This window comes from Pantoea sp. (genome assembly GCF_039594315.1).
Taxonomy (GTDB): Bacteria; Pseudomonadota; Gammaproteobacteria; order Enterobacterales; family Enterobacteriaceae; genus Pantoea.
Window position 1 is genome coordinate 1 of the sequence record NZ_JBCNNP010000030.1, and the last position, 18,964, is coordinate 18,964.

20 protein-coding genes, 1 pseudogene and 1 other annotated feature are annotated in these 18,964 nt (G+C 51.7%); of the genes and pseudogenes, 7 read left to right on the forward strand and 14 right to left on the reverse strand.

The features are described 5' to 3' along the window. The first annotated feature begins 253 nt into the window (after window positions 1–253). The gene (tonB, locus tag ABDW13_RS15915; RefSeq protein ID WP_343553527.1) at window positions 254–982 is read left to right on the forward strand and encodes a TonB system transport protein TonB; all 729 of its coding nucleotides are present in this window, start codon (window positions 254–256) and stop codon (window positions 980–982) included. Between the two features lie 51 nt (window positions 983–1,033). On the opposite strand, the gene yciA is transcribed toward tonB, so the two are convergent. The 4 genes from yciA to ABDW13_RS15935 are packed head-to-tail and all read right to left on the reverse strand — an operon-like array spanning window position 1,034 to window position 3,285. Further along, window positions 1,034–1,453, reverse strand: a complete 420-nt coding sequence (gene yciA / locus ABDW13_RS15920) for an acyl-CoA thioester hydrolase YciA (protein WP_343553528.1) — start codon at window positions 1,451–1,453, stop codon at window positions 1,034–1,036. A 54-nt stretch (window positions 1,454–1,507) separates the two neighbouring features. Continuing rightward, window positions 1,508–2,047, reverse strand: coding sequence for a septation protein A (locus ABDW13_RS15925; protein WP_343553529.1), 540 nt, complete (start codon window positions 2,045–2,047; stop codon window positions 1,508–1,510). Window positions 2,048–2,106: 59 nt separating this feature from the next. Beyond that, on the reverse strand, window positions 2,107–2,841 hold the full coding sequence (locus tag ABDW13_RS15930; RefSeq protein ID WP_343553530.1) for a YciC family protein: 735 nt from the start codon (window positions 2,839–2,841) through the stop codon (window positions 2,107–2,109). A 27-nt stretch (window positions 2,842–2,868) separates the two neighbouring features. Further along, window positions 2,869–3,285 carry a YkgJ family cysteine cluster protein gene (locus tag ABDW13_RS15935; RefSeq protein ID WP_343553531.1) on the reverse strand — a complete coding sequence of 139 codons (417 nt, stop codon included), beginning with the start codon at window positions 3,283–3,285 and terminating at the stop codon, window positions 2,869–2,871. 241 nt (window positions 3,286–3,526) lie between these two features. Here ABDW13_RS15935 and ompW point away from each other — a divergent pair, with 241 nt between their 5' ends. Next, on the forward strand, window positions 3,527–4,159 hold the full coding sequence (gene ompW / locus ABDW13_RS15940) for an outer membrane protein OmpW (protein ID WP_343553532.1): 633 nt from the start codon (window positions 3,527–3,529) through the stop codon (window positions 4,157–4,159). A 46-nt stretch (window positions 4,160–4,205) separates the two neighbouring features. On the opposite strand, the gene ABDW13_RS15945 is transcribed toward ompW, so the two are convergent. Next, window positions 4,206–4,520, reverse strand: coding sequence for a BON domain-containing protein (locus ABDW13_RS15945; protein WP_343553533.1), 315 nt, complete (start codon window positions 4,518–4,520; stop codon window positions 4,206–4,208). Window positions 4,521–4,769: 249 nt separating this feature from the next. On the opposite strand from ABDW13_RS15945, the gene ABDW13_RS15950 reads away from it, so the two are divergent. After that, window positions 4,770–5,207: a hypothetical protein gene (locus ABDW13_RS15950; protein ID WP_343553534.1), complete on the forward strand. Its 438-nt coding sequence runs from the start codon at window positions 4,770–4,772 to the stop codon at window positions 5,205–5,207. Window positions 5,208–5,253: 46 nt separating this feature from the next. Here ABDW13_RS15950 and trpA read toward each other — a convergent pair whose 3' ends face one another. From trpA to ABDW13_RS15975, 5 genes and pseudogenes are all read right to left on the reverse strand, one after another. Further along, a complete protein-coding gene (gene trpA / locus ABDW13_RS15955) occupies window positions 5,254–6,057 on the reverse strand; it encodes a tryptophan synthase subunit alpha (RefSeq protein WP_343553535.1) in 804 nt (267 codons plus the stop codon). Beyond that, window positions 6,057–7,250, reverse strand: a complete 1,194-nt coding sequence (trpB, locus tag ABDW13_RS15960) for a tryptophan synthase subunit beta (protein WP_343553536.1) — start codon at window positions 7,248–7,250, stop codon at window positions 6,057–6,059. Before trpB ends, trpA begins: the two co-directional genes overlap by 1 nt. Before the next feature lie 46 nt (window positions 7,251–7,296). Beyond that, window positions 7,297–8,664, reverse strand: a complete 1,368-nt coding sequence (gene trpCF / locus ABDW13_RS15965; protein ID WP_343553537.1) for a bifunctional indole-3-glycerol-phosphate synthase TrpC/phosphoribosylanthranilate isomerase TrpF — start codon at window positions 8,662–8,664, stop codon at window positions 7,297–7,299. 1 nt (window position 8,665) lies between these two features. Further along, window positions 8,666–10,259 (reverse strand): annotated as a pseudogene (gene trpD, locus ABDW13_RS15970) (bifunctional anthranilate synthase glutamate amidotransferase component TrpG/anthranilate phosphoribosyltransferase TrpD). Then, window positions 10,259–11,821, reverse strand: coding sequence for an anthranilate synthase component 1 (locus ABDW13_RS15975; RefSeq protein ID WP_343553538.1), 1,563 nt, complete (start codon window positions 11,819–11,821; stop codon window positions 10,259–10,261). The pseudogene trpD and the gene ABDW13_RS15975 overlap by 1 nt, the downstream one beginning before the upstream one ends. A 23-nt stretch (window positions 11,822–11,844) precedes the next feature. Beyond that, window positions 11,845–11,949: a sequence feature (Trp leader region), on the reverse strand. A 154-nt stretch (window positions 11,950–12,103) separates the two neighbouring features. On the opposite strand from ABDW13_RS15975, the gene ABDW13_RS15980 reads away from it, so the two are divergent. Together ABDW13_RS15980 and ABDW13_RS15985 are read left to right on the forward strand one after the other, a co-directional pair. Then, the gene (locus ABDW13_RS15980; RefSeq protein WP_343553539.1) at window positions 12,104–12,988 is read left to right on the forward strand and encodes a PHP domain-containing protein; all 885 of its coding nucleotides are present in this window, start codon (window positions 12,104–12,106) and stop codon (window positions 12,986–12,988) included. A 12-nt stretch (window positions 12,989–13,000) separates the two neighbouring features. Continuing rightward, a complete protein-coding gene (locus tag ABDW13_RS15985; RefSeq protein WP_343553540.1) occupies window positions 13,001–13,621 on the forward strand; it encodes an L-threonylcarbamoyladenylate synthase in 621 nt (206 codons plus the stop codon). On the opposite strand, the gene ABDW13_RS15990 is transcribed toward ABDW13_RS15985, so the two are convergent. Then, window positions 13,622–14,278 carry a serine protease gene (locus ABDW13_RS15990; RefSeq protein WP_343553541.1) on the reverse strand — a complete coding sequence of 219 codons (657 nt, stop codon included), beginning with the start codon at window positions 14,276–14,278 and terminating at the stop codon, window positions 13,622–13,624. A gap of 819 nt (window positions 14,279–15,097) precedes the next feature. Here ABDW13_RS15990 and rluB point away from each other — a divergent pair. Then, window positions 15,098–15,973, forward strand: coding sequence for a 23S rRNA pseudouridine(2605) synthase RluB (gene rluB, locus ABDW13_RS15995; protein ID WP_343553542.1), 876 nt, complete (start codon window positions 15,098–15,100; stop codon window positions 15,971–15,973). Between the two features lie 36 nt (window positions 15,974–16,009). Here rluB and cobO read toward each other — a convergent pair whose 3' ends face one another. Further along, the gene (gene cobO / locus ABDW13_RS16000) at window positions 16,010–16,597 is read right to left on the reverse strand and encodes a cob(I)yrinic acid a,c-diamide adenosyltransferase (RefSeq protein ID WP_343553543.1); all 588 of its coding nucleotides are present in this window, start codon (window positions 16,595–16,597) and stop codon (window positions 16,010–16,012) included. Beyond that, on the reverse strand, window positions 16,594–17,358 hold the full coding sequence (locus tag ABDW13_RS16005) for a YciK family oxidoreductase (RefSeq protein ID WP_343553544.1): 765 nt from the start codon (window positions 17,356–17,358) through the stop codon (window positions 16,594–16,596). Before ABDW13_RS16005 ends, cobO begins: the two co-directional genes overlap by 4 nt. Before the next feature lie 173 nt (window positions 17,359–17,531). Between ABDW13_RS16005 and sohB the strand changes: the two genes are divergently transcribed. Continuing rightward, window positions 17,532–18,578 carry a protease SohB gene (gene sohB / locus ABDW13_RS16010; protein WP_343553545.1) on the forward strand — a complete coding sequence of 349 codons (1,047 nt, stop codon included), beginning with the start codon at window positions 17,532–17,534 and terminating at the stop codon, window positions 18,576–18,578. 26 nt (window positions 18,579–18,604) lie between these two features. On the opposite strand, the gene ABDW13_RS16015 is transcribed toward sohB, so the two are convergent. Then, window positions 18,605–18,853, reverse strand: coding sequence for a DUF2498 family protein (locus tag ABDW13_RS16015; protein ID WP_343553546.1), 249 nt, complete (start codon window positions 18,851–18,853; stop codon window positions 18,605–18,607). Window positions 18,854–18,964: the final 111 nt, after the last annotated feature.

Below are 18,964 nucleotides of genomic sequence, written 5' to 3' on the forward strand. Positions count from 1 at the left end.
TTTTTCCAGTGAATCAGCGGTATCTTCCGCATAAATGACGTAAAGCACGATGGGATACTCCCGTTAGACTTGCCGAAATTGCGTGACACGTTAAGTGATCGTTAATCAGAGTGCAAACGAAAGATAATTCCGCTGTCATTCGGCGCAATTAGCGCTAAAAAAGGCCATTTCTGCCGTGGCTTACACATCGCTTATTGAAACTGATTGCTATTTGCATTTAAAATCTGCGCTTCACTCAATGAACATGAATGATATGACCACGTTGACTACGCCTTTACCTACACGTACCCCCATTGCTGTAATTTTATCCGTGGTACTTCACGGTTCGTTGATCGCTGGCATCCTCTATGCATCGTTTCATCAGGTGATTGAAGTTCCCAAAGCCTCGCAGCCAATCAGTGTTTCGATGGTGGCACCGGAAGTGCAGCCGGAACCGGCTCCGGCGCAAGTCACGCCGCCGCCTCCACAACCTGAACCGGAACCAGAAGTCGCACCAGAGCCGCCAAAAGCCGAGCCAGTGCCGATCCCCACGCCGGAACCTAAGCCCAAACCGAAACCTAAGCCGAAGCCAAAGGTGGAGAAAAAGCCGGAGCCTAAGCCGCGTCAGGAAGTGAAGCCGCAGGAAAATCCGTTTAAGCAAGATGCGCCGACCACGCAATCGCGGCCTACCACTGCGCCGAAAACCAATCCTGCGCCAACGCCAACCGTCTCCGATGGCCCAAAAGCGATGAGCGTCAGTAAGCCAGGCTATCCAACGCGCGCCTTAGCGTTGCGTGTAGAGGGGAATGTGCGGGTTAAATTTGATGTCGATAGCGATGGACGCGTCGATAACATTGAAATTCTGTCAGCCAAGCCAGCCAACATGTTTGAACGTGACGTGAAACTGGCGATGAAGAAATGGCGCTATCAGCCAGGGCGTCCGGGGAAAGGGTTGACCATGAATATCGTGTTCCGCATCAATGGCGGCGCGAATATCGAATAAGTACGGTTAATCGGCAAAGAAAAAGCGGTCATTTGACCGCTTTTTTTATCACTATAAATCGCTCAAATTGCTTCTACCTGCGGGTAACGGACGCGATTGTCCGCTGTTGTCGACGGCAACATAGACGAACACCGCTTCGGTAGCGCAGTAAGTTTGACCGATGGGTTCGGACGAGACTTTTTTGATCCACACTTCAACGTTAATGGTCATCGAACTGTTGCCGGTGCGAATGCAGCGCGCATAACAGCTCACCACATCACCAACCGCTACCGGTTTGAGGAACGTCATGCCGTCAACGCGCACGGTCACGACACGACCTTCAGCGATCTCTTTAGCTTTGATTGCGCCGCCCATGTCCATCTGCGACATCAACCAACCACCAAAGATATCACCATTGGCATTGGTATCCGCTGGCATCGCCAGGGTTCGCAATACCATTTCGCCTTGCGGCGACTTATGTTTTTCGTCCATTGCTCAGTTCTTCTGCAGGTGAAGAGAAGCCCGACGTTGCCGGGCGAAGAGGCATTATTTTTGTTCTTGTTGCGGCATCTGTCGCCAGATATACACGCCGCTCAACAGGGTAAACAGTAGGGTCAGGCCGGTCAGACCGAACACTTTAAAGTTAACCCAAAATTCCTGTGATAACCAAAACGCAACATAAATATTCGCTAAGCCGCAGGCGAGGAAGAAAATCGCCCAAGCGATGTTGAGATTGCGCCACACGCCTGAAGGCAGTTGCAGCTCTTTACCCAACATGGTTTGAATCAGTGGCTGTTTCATAAACCATTGGCTGTAAAGCAGCGCCAGAGCAAACAACGAATAGATCACCGTGACCTTCCATTTGATAAATTCATCATTGTGGAAAACCAGTGTTAAGGTGCCAAACACGGCCACAAGCACGAAGGTGAAAATGGTCATCTTTTCCAGCTTGCGGTACAGCACCCAGCTGACGACTAACGCCAAGCCTGTCGCCACAATCAAGGCGCCAGAAGCGACAAAGATGTCGTACAGCTTGTAGAAGATGAAGAAAACCACCAGGGGAAGAAAATCGAGTAACTGCTTCATAGCGTTTCCAATTAGGGCAGGAGCGTTCAGTTAAGGCGCCGCGTAAAGCGCCATAACGATTAACGTAACAGCATATACAGCCGGTACAAATAAATAACCAGAATAGCGGAGACCAGATTGCCCAGCGCATTCAACACCACGGAGGCAATATTCGCCGGCAGCACCGTCAGTGACGAGAAAAAGAACATCAATACGATCTTCGCTAACAGCCACAGCAGAATCGCGGGTGCAATCACCTTAATATTCTTCCAGGCAAGACGCATACTGGCGCGCATGGCGCCGATCACGCCGAGCTTTTCATTGGCCAGAATCACCGGCGCTAATGAAAATACGATCGCCAGCAACACACCCGGTACCATCAATACCATAAAGCCTAATTGCACCAGCAAGGTGATCAAAAAGGTTTGCAGCAGCAATTTCGGCAGCAACGGCGCAGACGCACCAATGGCGCGTAAGGCGCTGACGCGTTGGCCGCCCGATACCATCGGGATCAGGCACAGCATGCCGCCCAGCAGCAGCGTATTGCCAATTAAGGCTGCGAAGGTACCCGCCGCAGAAGCGCGCAGCAGAATGCGTTGTTGCTCTGGCGACATGTTCTGTACCAGTTCAAACAGCGAGGATGCGCTGTCATCTGACTGGCTCAACAGTGATAACTGGTCTTCACCGGGGGTTAAAGCATGGCCGACGATCACAGTAATGAACGAGGTCAGCAACGCCATCAGCAAAATAGTCACCAGCTGATGACGTAAAAAATTTCCTGTGTCACGGTATAACGAGCTTGCCGTGATAGACATGTAAACTCCTTGAAAGAACCGGGTTAATTAACCCGGCGATTGTACATGTTCTACTGGCGTGCTGGCACCCGCATTGCAATAACTTTCTGTCATGGAAGGTAAAGAAGGGTGAAAAAGCGCAGGAAGACCGTAGCGTGCACGCGCGCGATCGCAGGCTTCGTTATGCACGCCATTTTCACCCGACATGGAAAATTCGCGACACGGTGAGGGCCGTTGCTGATAAATGCCGCAAGAAACGCAGCCGCCAACTTCACCTTGCAGCGCGATACAGTGCGGCTGGCGCTGGTTAGTGCCGCGCATATTGCGCATCAGCAAGCCTAGCTGCTCGGTCAATTCAACGGGCACAGCACCGCCGCCATCTACGGCTTCGGCCCAGTAAAAAGAAACGCGGAAGTTAGCGCAGCATGCGCCGCAGGTCATACAAGGGTTAAGTGAATCGCTCATCTGATTACCCGCCACTCCTAAGACATCGAACCAAAATCACATTGGGAAAAATAAAATAATCACGGCGAAAAACTTTGGCAAGTGGACTTTTAAGACAACGCGCAAAGCCAAAATTGATCTGAATCAATTCATTGTTTTTTAAGTGATTAATTTGAATTGATGCAGATGATCTTTTACTGAAAAAGGGTTAGATATTGTGCCGCAATCCACATTGAGACCCTATTTTGGCAAAGGAGTGATTATGAAACTGGCAAAATGCGCACTGCTCATCGCGTTGGCGATCCCACAATTGGCGTTGGCTCATGAAGCGGGTGATTTCTTTATGCGCGCGGGCAGCGCCACCGTACGTCCAACCGAAGGCTCTGACAATGTGCTGGGTATGGGCGGCTTCAGTGTCAGTAACGACACGCAGCTGGGTTTAACCTTTACCTATATGGCCACCGACAATATTGGCGTTGAGTTGCTAGCTGCCACACCGTTCCGCCACAAAGTTGGGCTGGGGGCAACCGGCAATCTGGCAACGGTGCGTCAATTACCACCAACCTTGATGGCGCAATACTACTTCTTCGATAGCAAAAGCAAGGTACGTCCGTATGTCGGCGTCGGCATCAACTACACCACTTTCTATGATGCCAAGTTCAACCAAACTGGACAGGATGCGGGCTTAACCGATCTGAGTGTAAAAGATTCGTGGGGCATGGCGGGTCAGGTAGGTATGGATTATCAAATCAACCGTGATTGGATGCTGAACGCCTCGCTGTGGTACATGGACATTGACACCACCGTGAAATTTAAAGCGGGTGGTGAGCAGCAAAACATCAACACGCGTATCGATCCGTGGGTATTCTTCTTCGGCGCGGGTTATCGTTTCTAATCGGCAAGCGGAAATGAAGCGGGCGACCAGATGGTCGCCCGTTGTGTTATTTGATCTGCATGTTGTTCACAACAGATTTCACGCCAGCCACGCTGCGGGTGACTTCAACCGCGCGATTAGCCATTTGTGGTGAGCTAACAAAACCACTTAGCTGAACTTTACCTTTGAAGGTTTCGACATTGATTTCAGTCGATTTCAGCGATTCATCATGCAACAACTGCGCCTTCACTTTGGTGGTCACGACAGTATCGTCGATATAACCGCCGGTTCCTTCCTGAGTTGATGTCGGTGCACAAGCGCTAAGCGTTAACGCGACCACCGCAGCCATCAAAAATCCTGCAACGACTTTGAACAATTTCATTGGTTATCTCCCTGTCTTAAATAAAGTTTCGCCGCTTCATGGCGGCGCTATTAATTGTGGTCTGGCTTAGCAAAATCGGCAAATCATCCAGTGCAAAAAAATAGGAATAAGGGGACTTTTACCACTTATTGATCCAATTGCGTTTTTCCTTATCCCGCTAAGCTGATGGCGCAGGGCAAAAAAATGACTTCTACACCATAAAACACGCCGGTCTGTGCCTAAGCATAGATATTGCAGGGAACATAAATAATGAAAAAACGTGCCATTTTAGTCATCGCCACGGTTGGCTATTTGTCATATCTCCAGTTATTTGCGACACAAACGCTTCCTTTGCCGAGTGCGCAGGCGGAATCAATAATTAATCCGCACTTAGGCACGCTTTGCAAAGCTGCGGCGGCAATCAGTTTTGGTCGCAATTTTAAGATCATGCAATTAGATAAAGTTGATGAGCAGGGCGTTGCCTGGGTGCATTACCTGCGGCCGTCGGATCAATCGCGCTGGGCAATTCGTTGTCGCTTACAGGACAATCGGGTGATTTGGATGTCGGATAATCCAGACAGTACCGGACGCTGGCGTGACGGGCCGGATGATGAAGTGCTGACCTGGCGCATCAGCAATGACAAGCTCAGCATGAAACTGGCGTATCCAGACGGATCCGGGGAACAGCAGACGTTCAGATTGGAATAGGGAAGAGAAAGACCTTATCCGCACATGCAGATAAGGTCTTTTGGTATTAGCGGGTTGCCGCTTTCAGATTGCTGACGAAGGCTTTTAGCTCGCTCAGCAGCGTGGCCGGATCGTTCTGGTTACGCTCAATAATTTTCACAATCGCCGAACCCGAAATCGCTCCGGCGGCACCAGCGGAAATCGCATCCTTCACTTGGCCTGGCTCGGAAATACCAAAGCCTTGCAACGGAGGTGCGGCATTGAATTCACGTAGCTTGTTGATCAGGTGATGCAAAGGCTGGCTGGCGCGATTTTCAGAACCGGTTACGCCAGCGCGCGACAGCAAATAAGTGTAGCCACGGCCGTGTGAAGCGATTTCGCGTAACAGGTTATCATCCGCATTTGGCGGGCAGATAAAGATCGGCGCCACATTATGACGCATTGCCGCCTGACGGAATGGCGCTGACTCTTCCACCGGGACATCAGCAACCAGCACCGAATCCACGCCCACTTTTTCGCACTGCGCGTAAAAGTTATCGATGCCTTTGCTGAACACCAGGTTGGCGTACATCAGCAAACCAATAGGCAGGTCAGGATATTTCTGGCGCACGGTTGCCAGGATTTCGAAGCATTGCGCAACCGTCGTACCGGCAGCAAACGCACGCAGCGTGGCGCCTTGAATCGTTGGGCCATCAGCCAGCGGATCGGAAAACGGGATGCCGAGTTCCAGGGCATCTGCGCCGCCTTCCACCAGCGTGTCGATGATTTTTAGCGACAGCTCAGGAGAGGGATCGCCGAGCGTCACGAAGGGAACAAATGCGCCTTCTTTCTGCGCCGACAGACGTTGAAACAGCTGATTATAACGTTCCATCAGATCTCTCCCTTGGCTTTCAAAATATCGTGAACAGTGAAAATGTCTTTGTCGCCGCGACCCGAAAGATTGACCACCAGCAGTTGCTCTTTCTCCGGGTTCTCGCGGATCATTTTCAACGCGTGTGCCAGCGCATGGGATGATTCCAGCGCAGGGATGATACCTTCTGAACGGCACAGTTCTTTGAAGGCGTCGAGCGCTTCATCATCGGTAATCGACACATATTCTGCGCGGCCAATGCTGTTCAAATGCGCATGCTGAGGGCCAACGGAAGGGAAATCGAGTCCAGCAGAAATAGAGTAGGATTCTTCAATCTGACCTTCTTCGGTTTGCATCATCGGCGCTTTCATACCGAAGTAGATGCCAACGCGACCGTGTTTCAGTGGCGCGCCATGTTCACCGCTTTCGATACCGTGACCCGCTGGCTCTACACCAATCAGACCCACGCTGGTTTCATCGATAAAGTCAGCAAACATACCGATCGCATTAGAACCGCCGCCAACACAAGCCAATACTGCATCGGGCAAACGACCTTCACGCTCCAGAATCTGGGCTTTAGTCTCTTCACCAATCATGCGCTGGAATTCACGCACAATGGTCGGGAACGGATGCGGGCCGGCTGCGGTGCCGAGCATATAGTGCGCGGTTTCGTAGCTGCCAGACCAGTCGCGCAGCGCTTCATTACACGCATCTTTCAGCGTGGCGGAACCGCTGTGCACCGGAATCACTTCTGCACCCATCAAACGCATACGGAACACGTTTGGCGATTGGCGTTCTACATCTTTCGCACCCATATAAATGCGGCATTTCATGCCGAGCAGAGCGCACGCCAGAGCGGAGGCTACGCCGTGCTGTCCCGCACCGGTTTCGGCGATAATTTCATTCTTGCCCATACGCTTTGCCAGCAAAGCCTGGCCGAGCACCTGGTTAGTTTTGTGCGCGCCGCCGTGCAGCAAATCTTCACGCTTCAGATACAGGCGAGTTTTCGTGCCTTTGGTGAGGTTTTGGCACAGCGTCAAGGCGGTTGGACGTCCGGCGTAGTTTTTCAGCAAATCGGTAAATTCAGCCTGAAATTCAGGATCGCGTTGTGCTTCAACGAAGGCGCTTTCTAACTGGCGCAGCGCTGGCATCAGGATTTGCGGCACATATTGACCGCCAAACTCGCCAAAATAGGGATTCAATAACGTGGTCATTTTCTCATCTTCCTTCTTCGGCCCGCACGCAGGCGGGCAAGCGAAATTAATAAGCGCGCAGCGTGCGGAATACCGCCGCGACTTTGCTGGCATCTTTAATGCCGGGCGCAGACTCTACGCCGGAGTTGAAATCGAGTCCGGCGCAGCCCAGTTGTGCGGCTTCCACGCAGTTATCTGCGCTCAAGCCACCTGCCAGCAACACATTGCTCAGATCCTGGCCTTGCAGCAGTGACCAATCAAAACGCTGGCCGGTGCCGCCTTGGCCGTTATCAAATACATAACGATCAACATTCGGCCAATCGCGGGCTGGAAGGTTACTGCTGATGCTCAGCGCCTTCCAAATTTTCACCTCTTCAGGCAAGGCGTTGCGCAGTTCTGCGGCGAACGCTTGATCTTCATCACCGTGCAACTGCACCGCGGAAAGTTTCAGCAAAGTGGCTTGCGTGACAATGTCACTTATTGAGTTGTTGCGGAATACGCCGACATACTTCAACGGGGCGGCGTCAATCACGCTTTGCGCTTGTTCAGTCGATACTTTACGAGGTGAGCCATCGGCGAAAATCACTCCGCCATAAATCGCACCTGCTTCGTAGGCCGCACGCGCATCTTCAGCGCGAGTCAGGCCGCAAACCTTGTTATCGCCCAGCAGCACACGACGCACGCCAGCGCTAAGATCGGCTTCTTCCATCAGCGCGGAGCCAATCAGGAAACCGTTAGCGAAATGGCTTAACTCACGCACTTGAGCGTAATTATGAATACCGGATTCGCTGATCACCGTGACGCCATGTCCCAGACGTGGTGCCAGTTGGCGCGTACGGTTCAGGTCGATTGACAAGTCGCGAAGGTCGCGATTGTTGATGCCGACCACTTTGGCTTCCAAAGCAATCGCGCGCTCGAGTTCTTCTTCATTACTCACTTCGGTCAGCACGCCCATTTTCAGGCTGTGTGCTACGGCGGCAAGTTGGCGATATTGTTCATCGTCCAGCACTGACAGCATCAGCAGGATGGCATCCGCCTGATAGTGGCGCGCCAGGTAAATTTGGTAAGGGTCGATGATAAAGTCTTTGCACAGCACCGGCTGAGTAATCGCCGCGCTGACAATCGGCAGAAACGCAAAATCACCCTGGAAATATTTCTCGTCGGTCAACACCGACACCGCAGAAGCGTGGTGGCGATACACGCCCGCGATGGTGGCAGGATCGAAATCTTCGCGGATCAGCCCTTTAGAAGGTGAAGCCTTTTTACATTCCAGGATGAACACGGTGCGGGAGCCGCGCAGCGCATCATAAAAGTGGCGTGCTGCAGGCTGCAACTCGTTTTGAAAGGTCGCCAGCGGCTGCTGTGCTTTGCGCGCTTCAACCCAAACCGCTTTGTCTTGTACGATTTTTTCTAAAACAGTGCCCTTAATACTCATCTCATCCTCTCGCTGCCAGAGCGACAACACGCTCATAAGCCTGACCGCTGCGAATGGCAGCAATGGCGCGCTGTGCGTTGTCGCGCAAATCTTCATTTCCGAATACTTTCAGCAACATTGCGACATTCACCGCAACGGCCTGCTCATGGGCGGGCTGGCCTTTACCCTGGAGTAAACGGGTCAAAATGTCACGATTTTCTTCCGGTGTGCCGCCGGCTAACGCTTCTTTATCGTGGAAGCCAAAACCGAAATCTTCTGGGGTCAATTGGTAGCCGGTAATTTCACCGTCACGCAGTTCAGCCACTTGCGTTGGACTGTGCAGCGCCACTTCATCCATGCCGCCGCCATGCACCACAGCCGCACGCTGATAACCCAGCACTTTCAGCGTTTGCGCAATCGGTAACACCAGTTCTGGACTGTAAACGCCAATCACTGCTAAAGGAGGGCGCGCCGGATTAATCAACGGGCCAAGCACGTTAAAAAGTGTGCGCGTTTTCAACTGCTGGCGTACCGGCATCGCGTGACGAAATCCGCTGTGATATTGCGGTGCAAACAGGAAGCAGACGTTGAGATCGTCCAGTGCCTTGCGCGCTTGTTCTGCCGGCATATCAAGATTAATACCGAATGCAGCCAGTAGATCGGAGGAACCGGATTTGCTGGAAACGCTACGGTTGCCATGTTTGGCGACTTTCAAGCCGCAGGTTGCAGCCACAAATGCGCTGGCAGTCGAGATATTAATGCTGTTGCTGCCGTCGCCGCCGGTACCGACAATGTCGGCAAACGTATAATCAGGACGCGGGAACGGTTTAGCATCTTCCAGCAGCGCCGAAGCGGCACCGGCGATCTCTTCCGGGCGCTCGCCGCGTACTTTCATGGCAATTAGCGCTGCGGCTAACTGCGTTGGCTCTAATTGGCCGGTAATAATCGCGCTAAACAGCTGATGGCTTTCGCTCTGGCTCAGCGTTTGTGACTGATAAAGTTTTTCCAAAATAGCTTGCATCATAATCTCCCTATTATTTCGCCAAAGCCCAGGCCAACGTCTGCTCTAACAAGCGCGCGCCTTGGGTGGTGAGAATCGATTCGGGGTGGAACTGGAAGCCACAGACGCGGTCGGCATCGTGGCGCACCGCCATCACCATACCGTTGTAGCTGGCGTTAACTGTTAATTCGGCTGGTGTATTGCTACCGACTAATGAGTGATAGCGCGCGACCGGCAGCGGGTTGCTGAGTCCTGCAAACATGCCTTCGCCATCGTGGGTAATAGAAGAGGCTTTGCCGTGCAGGATTTCACCCGCTTGACCAACATGGCCACCGTAAGCTTCTACAATCGCCTGATGTCCGAGACAAATACCGATAATCGGCAGACGTCCGCGCAAGGTTTGCAGTAATACCGGCATGCAACCGGCATCTTTCGGTGCACCTGGACCTGGAGACAGCATCAGAATCGGATTTTCCATCTGTTGCAGACGTTCAATCAGTACCTCTGCTGGCACGTTGTTGCGATAAATCACCACGTTGTGACCAAAGGTACGCAGCTGATCAACGAGGTTATAAGTAAAGGAGTCGATGTTATCGAGCAGCAGGATATCGGCCATCAGAAAATCTCCTTGCAATGATGGGCTGTTGCGATGGCACGCAATACCGCGCGCGCTTTATTGCGGCTCTCGTCCGCCTCTGCCTGAGGTTGGGAATCCAGCACTACACCGGCTCCGGCTTGAACGGTGGCAACGCCGTCTTCCACATAGGCGGAGCGGATCACAATGCAGGTATCCAGGTCGCCGCTGGCGGTGAAGTAGCCGACGGCACCGCCGTAGCTGCCGCGACGAGTGCCTTCTTTCTCGGCAATCAGCTGCATGGCGCGGACTTTTGGCGCGCCGCTCAATGTGCCCATGTTCATGCAGGCGCGATAGGCGTGCAGCACATCAAGATCTTCACGCAGCGAACCAACCACGCGTGAAACCAGATGCATGACGAAGGAGTAACGATCGACTTTGGTCAGATCGGCAACGTAGCGGCTGCCAGGAACACAGATGCGCGCCAAATCGTTACGCGCTAAATCCACTAACATCAAATGTTCGGCCATCTCTTTATGATCGGTACGCATTTCCAGTTCGATGCGGCTGTCGAGATCGCGATCCAGCGATCCATCTGCATGACGTCCACGCGGACGGGTGCCAGCAATCGGGTAGATCTCAATCTGGCGCGAGGTAGCATCATATTTCAGTGAGCTTTCTGGCGAAGCACCAAACAGCGCGAATTCCTGATCCTGCATGAAGAACATATAAGGACTTGGATTGCTATGCTTCAGCGTGTCGTAAGCGGCCAGTGGAGAAGGGCACGGCAGCGAGAAACGGCGTGATGGCACCACCTGGAAGATTTCACCGACGCGAATCGCTTCCTGCATCTCACGCACTACGTTGCAATACTCCTCATCGCTTTGGCTGGTGCTCAGCGTCATATGTTCAACGCGCTGCACGGGTAAGGCTGGTGCAGCTTGCGTCATTTGACCGCGCAACTGTTCGATGCGCCCTTGCAGGCGTTGGAACTCGCTGGTGGACGGCGTGAATAAGCTGGCTTGCAGACGTGCGCTGCGTTGCTGATGGTCGATCACCAGTAACGTTTCGGCCAGATAGAAGCAGTAATCCGGGCAACGCTGATCGTTACGCAACTGCGGTAAATCTTCGAAGCCGGCGACTAAATCGTAGGCGAACAGACCACCGAGCAGCATCGCTTCGCGTTCTTCTTCTGGACTATTGACCAGCTGCGGAATCAGGCGCAGTGCATCAAACACAGACAGCGCTTTCAAGCGTGAGTCTTCATCCTGCAAATCGTGTGTTGGGGTGAAATGCAACTCACGACCATCGGGACGCACTTCAATGCGCACATCAGTTGGCAGCGCTTCATCTAATAATGGCAACAAAGCGCGGCCATTTTCGGAGAGTGCGTTGATGGTGACAACGTTGCCTAGCGCGCTGATGCGCAATGCGCTATCCACGATTAACAGGCTTTTGAGGTTTTTTTTGCTATCGATATCGGCGGATTCGAGCAGCAAGGTTGCTGGACGTGCGCCGCAAATTTGATGAAACACTGCGGCCGGATCTTCGCGGTAGGGCGCGGTACCGGTAATCAACTTCAATGTAGGTTTCGCATTAGCCATTATAAATTCTCTAAATTTCGCTCAAAAAAAAGCCCGCTCGGTGGCGGGCTTAGGTATCTGCACAGCGGTTACGCAAATTGTGCACGACGACGTCGCCCGTTCAAGGGATCATCGCGCCACCAACCATTTAAATGCGTACCCAAAATAGCCATGATTAAATACCCGTTACGTGTGAACTTGTGTACTAGTTAACTGGTTCGGGCGAAAAAAGTCAATACCCTTTTTCAGCCAGGGACAAAATCGTTATCATGCCTGCCGGTTTATGCAGTTGCTGGAGTTATCTTGTCGGACATTGCTCGTTTTCCCCTTTACGATTTACACAGTCATACGTTGGCTTCTGACGGTTTGTTGACGCCAACTGCGTTGGTGCAGCGCGCGGTAGAGATGAAAGTTGGCGTGCTGGCCATTACCGATCACGACACGGTTGCGGGCGTGGCAGAAGCGCAGGCCGCCGTGGTCGCACAGGATTTGCCGATTCGCGTGCTGGCGGGTTTAGAAGCGTCAACGCTGTGGGAAAATCACGAAATCCATATTGTTGGGCTAAAGGTGGATTGCCAGCATCCCAGCTTAACCGCGTTCCTCGCGCAGCAATATCACTGTCGTCTTGATCGTGCACATCAGATTGCAGAGCGTCTGGAGCGAGCACGCGTGCCGGATGCACTAGCGGGCGCGCAGCGTCTAGCGCAAGGCGGCATGATCACTCGCGGCCATTTTGCACGTTATTTGGTGGAGATTGGCAAAGCCGATAATTTGGCGCAGGTATTCAAGAATTATCTGGCGCGGGGGAAAACCGGCTATGTGCCGCCGCAATGGTGTACAATTAAACAAGCCATTGATGCCATTCATCATTCTGGCGGCTATGCGGTATTAGCGCATCCGGGCCGTTATGGTTTGTCGGCGAAATGGCTCAAGCGACTGATTGCGCATTTTGCTGAAGCGGGCGGTGACGCGATGGAAGTGGCGCAGTGTCAACAAGCGCCCAACGAACGTACCCAATTGGCAACCTACGCACGCGATAACCAACTGGCGGGGTCGCAAGGATCTGATTTCCACCAACCTTGTCCGTGGATAGAGCTGGGACGCAAATTATGGCTGCCGGGCGGCGTTGAACCCATTTGGGAACGCTTTCCTGCGCTGGCGCCCAGCGTTACTGTTGCAGACAAGTGATATGAGGTTTTTATGAGTCAATATTTTCACATTCATCCTGAGAATCCGCAGCCGCGTTTAGTTAATCAAGCCGTTGATTATCTGAATAAAGGCAGCGTGATTGTCTATCCAACCGATTCCGGTTATGCGCTGGGCTGTCGATTGGAAGAGAAGAATGCCATGGAGCGCATTTGCCGCATCCGTCAATTAGATGGCAATCATAATTTCACTTTGATGTGCCGCGATTTGTCAGAACTTTCGACCTATGCGCAGGTGGATAACTCGGCATTTCGTATCCTTAAAAACAATACGCCGGGTAACTACACCTTTATTCTCAAAGCGACCAAGGAAGTGCCGCGTCGTTTGATGAATGACAAACGCAAAACCATCGGTTTGCGTGTGCCGTCCAATCCGGTGGCGCTGGCGATACTTGAGCGTCTGAATGAGCCGATGATGTCGACTTCATTGATGCTGCCGGGCAACGACTTTACCGAATCCGATCCAGAAGAAATTCAACACAGCATTGGCAAGCTGGTGGATCTGATCATCGATGGCGGCACGCTAGGTCAGCAGCCAACCACCGTTATCGATCTCACCAGCGATGCGCCATTAGTGGTGCGTGAAGGCGTGGGTGATACGCGTCCTTTCCAGTGATCAAACATGGTTGGGCGTTGCGTCTGGCGCCTGACCTATATTTGCTTCCAACCATTTTTTGAAATCACCGTACGGAATATACAGCGAGACATCTTTTAAGATGATTTTCTTGCTGCGCACGTTTTCTATTTCATGGCTGTAACCAACAATCACACCACCAATAGTTTGGTCAGCATTATATACCGCGCCACCGGACATTCCTTGCACTACGCCAGCATTTGATGCCATCGCCATGCACGGTTTCTTATTCCATTTATTGGTGATTGCGGTACGCGCTAAATTAACGCCGCTGGATTCTACTGGCATAGCGGAAATAAAGCTGTAACCGTACATCTTAATGGGTTCGCCTACTGCACCACTGCGGAATTTAGCCAAGGTTTCCGGGCTATTTTTGTGGTAGATAATGGCGACGTCGCAATAAGGGTGATATGCCTTCACTCGTTGCACCGCTGTTTTCGCAACGTGTGCAGCCGTAAGGCTATATTCAGGCGTAAGCGGAATGGTTGTGCCGAGGATACCCAAACCCAGCACCGTCGGGATGCCTGTCACGCTCATATCAACGTGTTGCATCGCAGTACGACTGTACTCAGTGTGGCCCACAGAACAACCGCTCAGTGCCAGCGATGCAAGCGCAGGCCAAAGCAGAGTGGTTTTCATATTCAGTGATCTTCATTAAAGCATGTCAGTAAAATCCCTGGTGAAGACTTTCGACATGCGAATTAAATTCATTCCGTAAATGAATAAACGCATCATATCCCGTGCGCGCCGGTTTATATTATCAGTGAAATTGCACAGTGATCGTTAATGGCTTGTTATGAGAACGAATATAAATGGTAAATTAAAGCTATGTTATTATGGCGTCTCACTGGATTTCAGGCTTAAATTTTACACAGTTTTTTCATCAGAACAATTCATCATATTTAATATTAATCAAAAAATACAAAAATACAGACTTAATCCAACCTGTAGCGCCAATAAGCTATTAATTTAAATTTGTTGGCGTGATGAGGCTTATTTAACTCGGTTGATTGGAGTTTTATGCTGTTTTGCCGTTTATGTTTAGATTTAATGTTTGGGATTATCCTTAAGTTCAACCAGCTCTGCTGCCCGCAAAGTTGTGAGGTGCGCTAATGTGTCAGGGCGTTAAAGTGGGATGCGTTTGCAGGTGAACAGGGATGTCGGCAAACAATTTCAATTCAGTCACTTGGCAGATGAGTACGGCAAGCTTTTATAAGCAAAGTATCAGTAATATGAATGTTTAGGGTGCTGGCCCTAAATGGTCACTTTTCAGCAGGCCATCTATTATCGGCAGCAAAGGAAAAGGTGTTAACAAAACTTGCATTAGTGTAAAATCCCGGGCCGTCTGTGATGGCATGAGCGATGCACAACGGTAACAGATTCTGATATGGGAGTTGGTAATCCCTGTATCGCACCCCTTCATTACCACGACGCCTGGGAAGGCGACAATGAGGCTCCATGAGCGAAAAATTACAGAAAGTATTAGCGCGCGCCGGTCACGGTTCGCGTCGCGAAATCGAAACTATGATTTCGGCCGGACGCGTCAGCGTTGACGGCAAACTGGCGACGCTGGGCGATCGCGTCGAAAGTGACAAATCCCTGAAAATCCGTATTGATGGTCATCTGGTTTCGATCGCTGAATCAGCGACAGAAGTGTGCCGCGTGTTGGCGTATTACAAACCAGAAGGCGAACTGTGCACCCGTAACGATCCGGAAGGGCGTCCAACGGTGTTTGACCGCTTGCCGCGCCTGCGTGGTTCACGCTGGATTGCCGTTGGCCGTTTGGATGTTAATACCTGCGGTTTGATGTTGTTCACCACCGATGGCGAGCTGGCAAATCGTTTAATGCACCCAAGTCGTGAAGTTGAACGCGAATATGCGGTTCGCGTGTTTGGTGAAGTGGACGACGATAAAATCCGTCAACTCAGCAAAGGCGTACAGTTGGAAGATGGCCCTGCGTCATTCAAAACCATCAAGTTTGCCGGTGGCGAAGGCATAAACCAGTGGTACAACGTCACCTTGACCGAAGGACGTAACCGCGAAGTGCGTCGTCTTTGGGAAGCAGTGGGCGTGCAGGTTAGCCGTTTAATGCGCGTGCGTTATGGTGATATTCAACTACCAAAAGGTCTGCCACGCGGCGGCTGGATGGAGATGGAATTACCGGCAGTCAACTACCTGCGCACCCTGGTCAGCATGCCGGAAGAGACAGTAACGAAAGTCGCCGTCGAGAAAGATCGCCGTCGTACTAAAGCGAATCAAATCCGTCGTGCCGTGAAACGTCATGGCGTGACCAGCAACAGTCCGCGTCGCAACAGCAGCAAACGCGGTTCTTGATGCAAAAACTGACGCCGCATCATGCGGCGTCAGCATTTACCAATCAATGCCTTGTTGTGCCTGAATTCCTGCGTCAAAAGCATGTTTTACCGGGCGCATTTCCGTGACGGTATCCGCCATATCCAGCAAGGTTCGATGACATCCGCGACCAGTAATGATGACCGTTTGCTGCGCAGGACGTTGTTGTAAAGCCTGCACCAACTCAGCCAAATCAAGATAATCCATGCTGACCATGTAAGTGATCTCATCAAGAATCACTAAGTCAATGCTGCTATCTGCCAACATTCGGCGCGCTTGTTGCCAAACTTGCTGACAAGCCGCGGTATCGGTTTCGCGGTTTTGTGTATCCCAGGTAAATCCGGTGGACATCACCTGGAATTCAACTCCATGTTGCTCGAGTAAATTGCGTTCCCCGTTCGGCCATTCACCTTTAATAAACTGTACTGCGGCAACTTTTTTGCCGTGTCCGCAAGCGCGTAGCGCAGTGCCAAAAGCGGCAGTCGTTTTACCTTTGCCGTTGCCGGTGAACACCAGCAAAATGCCACGCGTTTCGGTAGCGGCGGCGATGCGGGCATCGACCTGTTCTTTCAGGCGCTGTTGCCGTTGTTGATGACGATCGCTCATGCTGTCGCCGGTCCCGCTTTGCGGCCCGGTTGGGCATCAAAGCTGGTGCCGGTTTTGCGGCGGCTATCATCACCCATTAAATAAAGGTAGAGCGGCATCAAATCAGCGGGCGTTTTGAGCAAATTCGCGTCTTCTTCCGGGAAGGCGCTGGCGCGCATTTTGGTGCGCGTGCCGCCAGGATTAATGCAGTTCACGCGCAGATGACGATTTTTATATTCATCGGCCAACACCTGCATCATGCCTTCAGTGGCAAACTTCGATACCGCATAGGCACCCCAGCCTGCACGTCCGGTGCGGCCAACGCTGGAGGTGGTAAATACCAGCGAACCCGCGTCAGATTTCAGCAGCAACGGCAGCAACGCCTGAGTTAAATAGAAAGTGGCATCGAGGTTAATCTGCATCACATCACGCCAGATTTTAGGATCGAGCTCTTCCAACGGTACGATTTCGCCGAGAATGCCGGCGTTGTGTAATACGCCATCCAGACGCGGCACCAACGCGGCAACCTGATCCGCCAGTTGTTGGCAACTTTCCGGTGTGGCTTCGGCCAGATCCAACAGCAGCGAAGAGGCCGGTTGTTTATTCAATTGATTTATAGCGTGCTCGGTTTGTTGCAATGTGGTGGCATTGCGACCAAGTAAAATAACGCGGGCGCCATAGCGCGCATAGGTCAATGCGGCTTCACGGCCAATGCCGTCTGAAGCGCCCGTGACGAGAATGATGCGATTTTCCAGCAGATCGCTTTTCGGTTGATAATGCACAGCGATGTCCTTTGCGTGGGTCAGAAGGTTTTGGGCTTTATGCCTTAAATCGCCGCCAGGTGCAATCATCCGGCCTCGCATTCTGTGCCGCTTGCGGGCATTTCAGGCGACGACAGCGGACAAAGCAGGTAAACTTAGGCCAGTTGTAATTCACTGTTTAATAAGGCGGCAGAATGGATTTTTTCTCCAGTTACGGATTATTTCTCGCGAAAGCCGTTACCGTGGTGGTGGCGATCGCAGCGATTGTATTGATTGTGCTCAACGCCGCGATGCGCAAACGTCATAGCGGTGGCCAGCTGCGCTTAACGCATCTTGATGATGATTATCGTGAGATGAAGGAAGATTTGCAGCTCGCCAAGATGAAGCCGCAGGCGCAAAAGGTCTGGCTCAAACAGCATAAAAAAGAAGAGAAACAAAAAGCCAAAATTGATAAGCGCAATGCCAAAGCGGGCGTCAGTGAAGCGGTTAAACCTACGCTGTATGTGCTGGAATTTAAGGGCAGCATGGATGCCAGTGAAGTGACTTCATTGCGCGAAGAGATTTCCGCAGTGCTGGCGGTGGCGGTGCCGGGTGATGAAGTACTGTTGAGATTGGAAAGTCCTGGCGGCGTGGTGCACGGTTACGGTTTGGCTGCGTCACAATTGCAACGCTTGCGTGATGCGGGTCTGCAATTGACCGCGGTAGTCGATAAAGTGGCAGCCAGCGGCGGATACATGATGGCCTGCGTGGCGGATCGCATTGTTGCCGCGCCGTTTTCTATTATTGGTTCGATCGGCGTTGTCGCGCAGATTCCAAACTTCAACCGCTTGCTGAAGCGTAACGATATTGACGTTGAGCTGCATACGGCGGGTCAATACAAACGCACCTTGACGCTGTTTGGCGAAAACACTGATGAAGGTCGTGAGAAGTTCCAGGAAGATCTCAACGAAACGCATCAGCTTTTCAAAGATTTCGTTCAACAAATGCGCCCGTCGCTTGATTTGAGCAAAGTGGCAACCGGCGAGCATTGGTATGGCCGTCAGGCATTGGATTTAGGCTTGATTGATGAGATCGGCACCAGCGATGCGTTGATTATCAAACATATGGATCGCTTTACCGTGCTCGGCGTCCATTACGCACGTAAACGTAAAATGATGGATCGCTTTACTAACAGCGCCAGTGTGGCGGCTGAGCGGCTGATTCTGAAAATGTGGCAACGCGGCGAGAAGCCGCTGCTGTAACCGAGCCCGGCAATTGCCGGGCTTTTTTATGCCAGATGATATTGAGCGGAGAGTTCAACCGCGAGGTGTTTAAACACGTTAAACACGGTAGTGGTTTTGCTGGTCGGTAAACCTTGATCATCGAGGAAATAGGGACCACGAAACACCAAAACTTCACCTTGCTGAATCACATCATTCGCTTCTAATCCGACAAAATAATCGTCGTGTTGCGTGATTATCTGATTGGCTATTTCCAGTAACGCCTGGCGTGAAATAGATTCCTTTGGCAATGACATTTTTCACCTCTTTTTTGACAGCCATTTTTCTCCTTCTATATTACTTGCCAGTAAGCGCGTTCAGCAAATCAGCATTGCGTCATAAAACTGGCGCAAAATTAGGCAGAATGC

Bases quoted from the DNA above. Each gene is read 5' to 3' on its own strand.
- tonB (WP_343553527.1), top strand. From the start codon at position 254: ATGACCACGTTGACTACGCCTTTACCTACACGTACCCCCATTGCTGTA.
- yciA (WP_343553528.1), bottom strand. From the start codon at position 1,453: ATGGACGAAAAACATAAGTCGCCGCAAGGCGAAATGGTATTGCGAACC.
- ABDW13_RS15925 (WP_343553529.1), bottom strand. From the start codon at position 2,047: ATGAAGCAGTTACTCGATTTTCTTCCCCTGGTGGTTTTCTTCATCTTC.
- ABDW13_RS15930 (WP_343553530.1), bottom strand. From the start codon at position 2,841: ATGTCTATCACGGCAAGCTCGTTATACCGTGACACAGGAAATTTTTTA.
- ABDW13_RS15935 (WP_343553531.1), bottom strand. From the start codon at position 3,285: ATGAGCGATTCACTTAACCCTTGTATGACCTGCGGCGCATGCTGCGCT.
- ompW (WP_343553532.1), top strand. From the start codon at position 3,527: ATGAAACTGGCAAAATGCGCACTGCTCATCGCGTTGGCGATCCCACAA.
- ABDW13_RS15945 (WP_343553533.1), bottom strand. From the start codon at position 4,520: ATGAAATTGTTCAAAGTCGTTGCAGGATTTTTGATGGCTGCGGTGGTC.
- ABDW13_RS15950 (WP_343553534.1), top strand. From the start codon at position 4,770: ATGAAAAAACGTGCCATTTTAGTCATCGCCACGGTTGGCTATTTGTCA.
- trpA (WP_343553535.1), bottom strand. From the start codon at position 6,057: ATGGAACGTTATAATCAGCTGTTTCAACGTCTGTCGGCGCAGAAAGAA.
- trpB (WP_343553536.1), bottom strand. From the start codon at position 7,250: ATGACCACGTTATTGAATCCCTATTTTGGCGAGTTTGGCGGTCAATAT.
- trpCF (WP_343553537.1), bottom strand. From the start codon at position 8,664: ATGAGTATTAAGGGCACTGTTTTAGAAAAAATCGTACAAGACAAAGCG.
- ABDW13_RS15975 (WP_343553538.1), bottom strand. From the start codon at position 11,821: ATGGCTAATGCGAAACCTACATTGAAGTTGATTACCGGTACCGCGCCC.
- ABDW13_RS15985 (WP_343553540.1), top strand. From the start codon at position 13,001: ATGAGTCAATATTTTCACATTCATCCTGAGAATCCGCAGCCGCGTTTA.
- ABDW13_RS15990 (WP_343553541.1), bottom strand. From the start codon at position 14,278: ATGAAAACCACTCTGCTTTGGCCTGCGCTTGCATCGCTGGCACTGAGC.
- rluB (WP_343553542.1), top strand. From the start codon at position 15,098: ATGAGCGAAAAATTACAGAAAGTATTAGCGCGCGCCGGTCACGGTTCG.
- cobO (WP_343553543.1), bottom strand. From the start codon at position 16,597: ATGAGCGATCGTCATCAACAACGGCAACAGCGCCTGAAAGAACAGGTC.
- sohB (WP_343553545.1), top strand. From the start codon at position 17,532: ATGGATTTTTTCTCCAGTTACGGATTATTTCTCGCGAAAGCCGTTACC.
- ABDW13_RS16015 (WP_343553546.1), bottom strand. From the start codon at position 18,853: ATGTCATTGCCAAAGGAATCTATTTCACGCCAGGCGTTACTGGAAATA.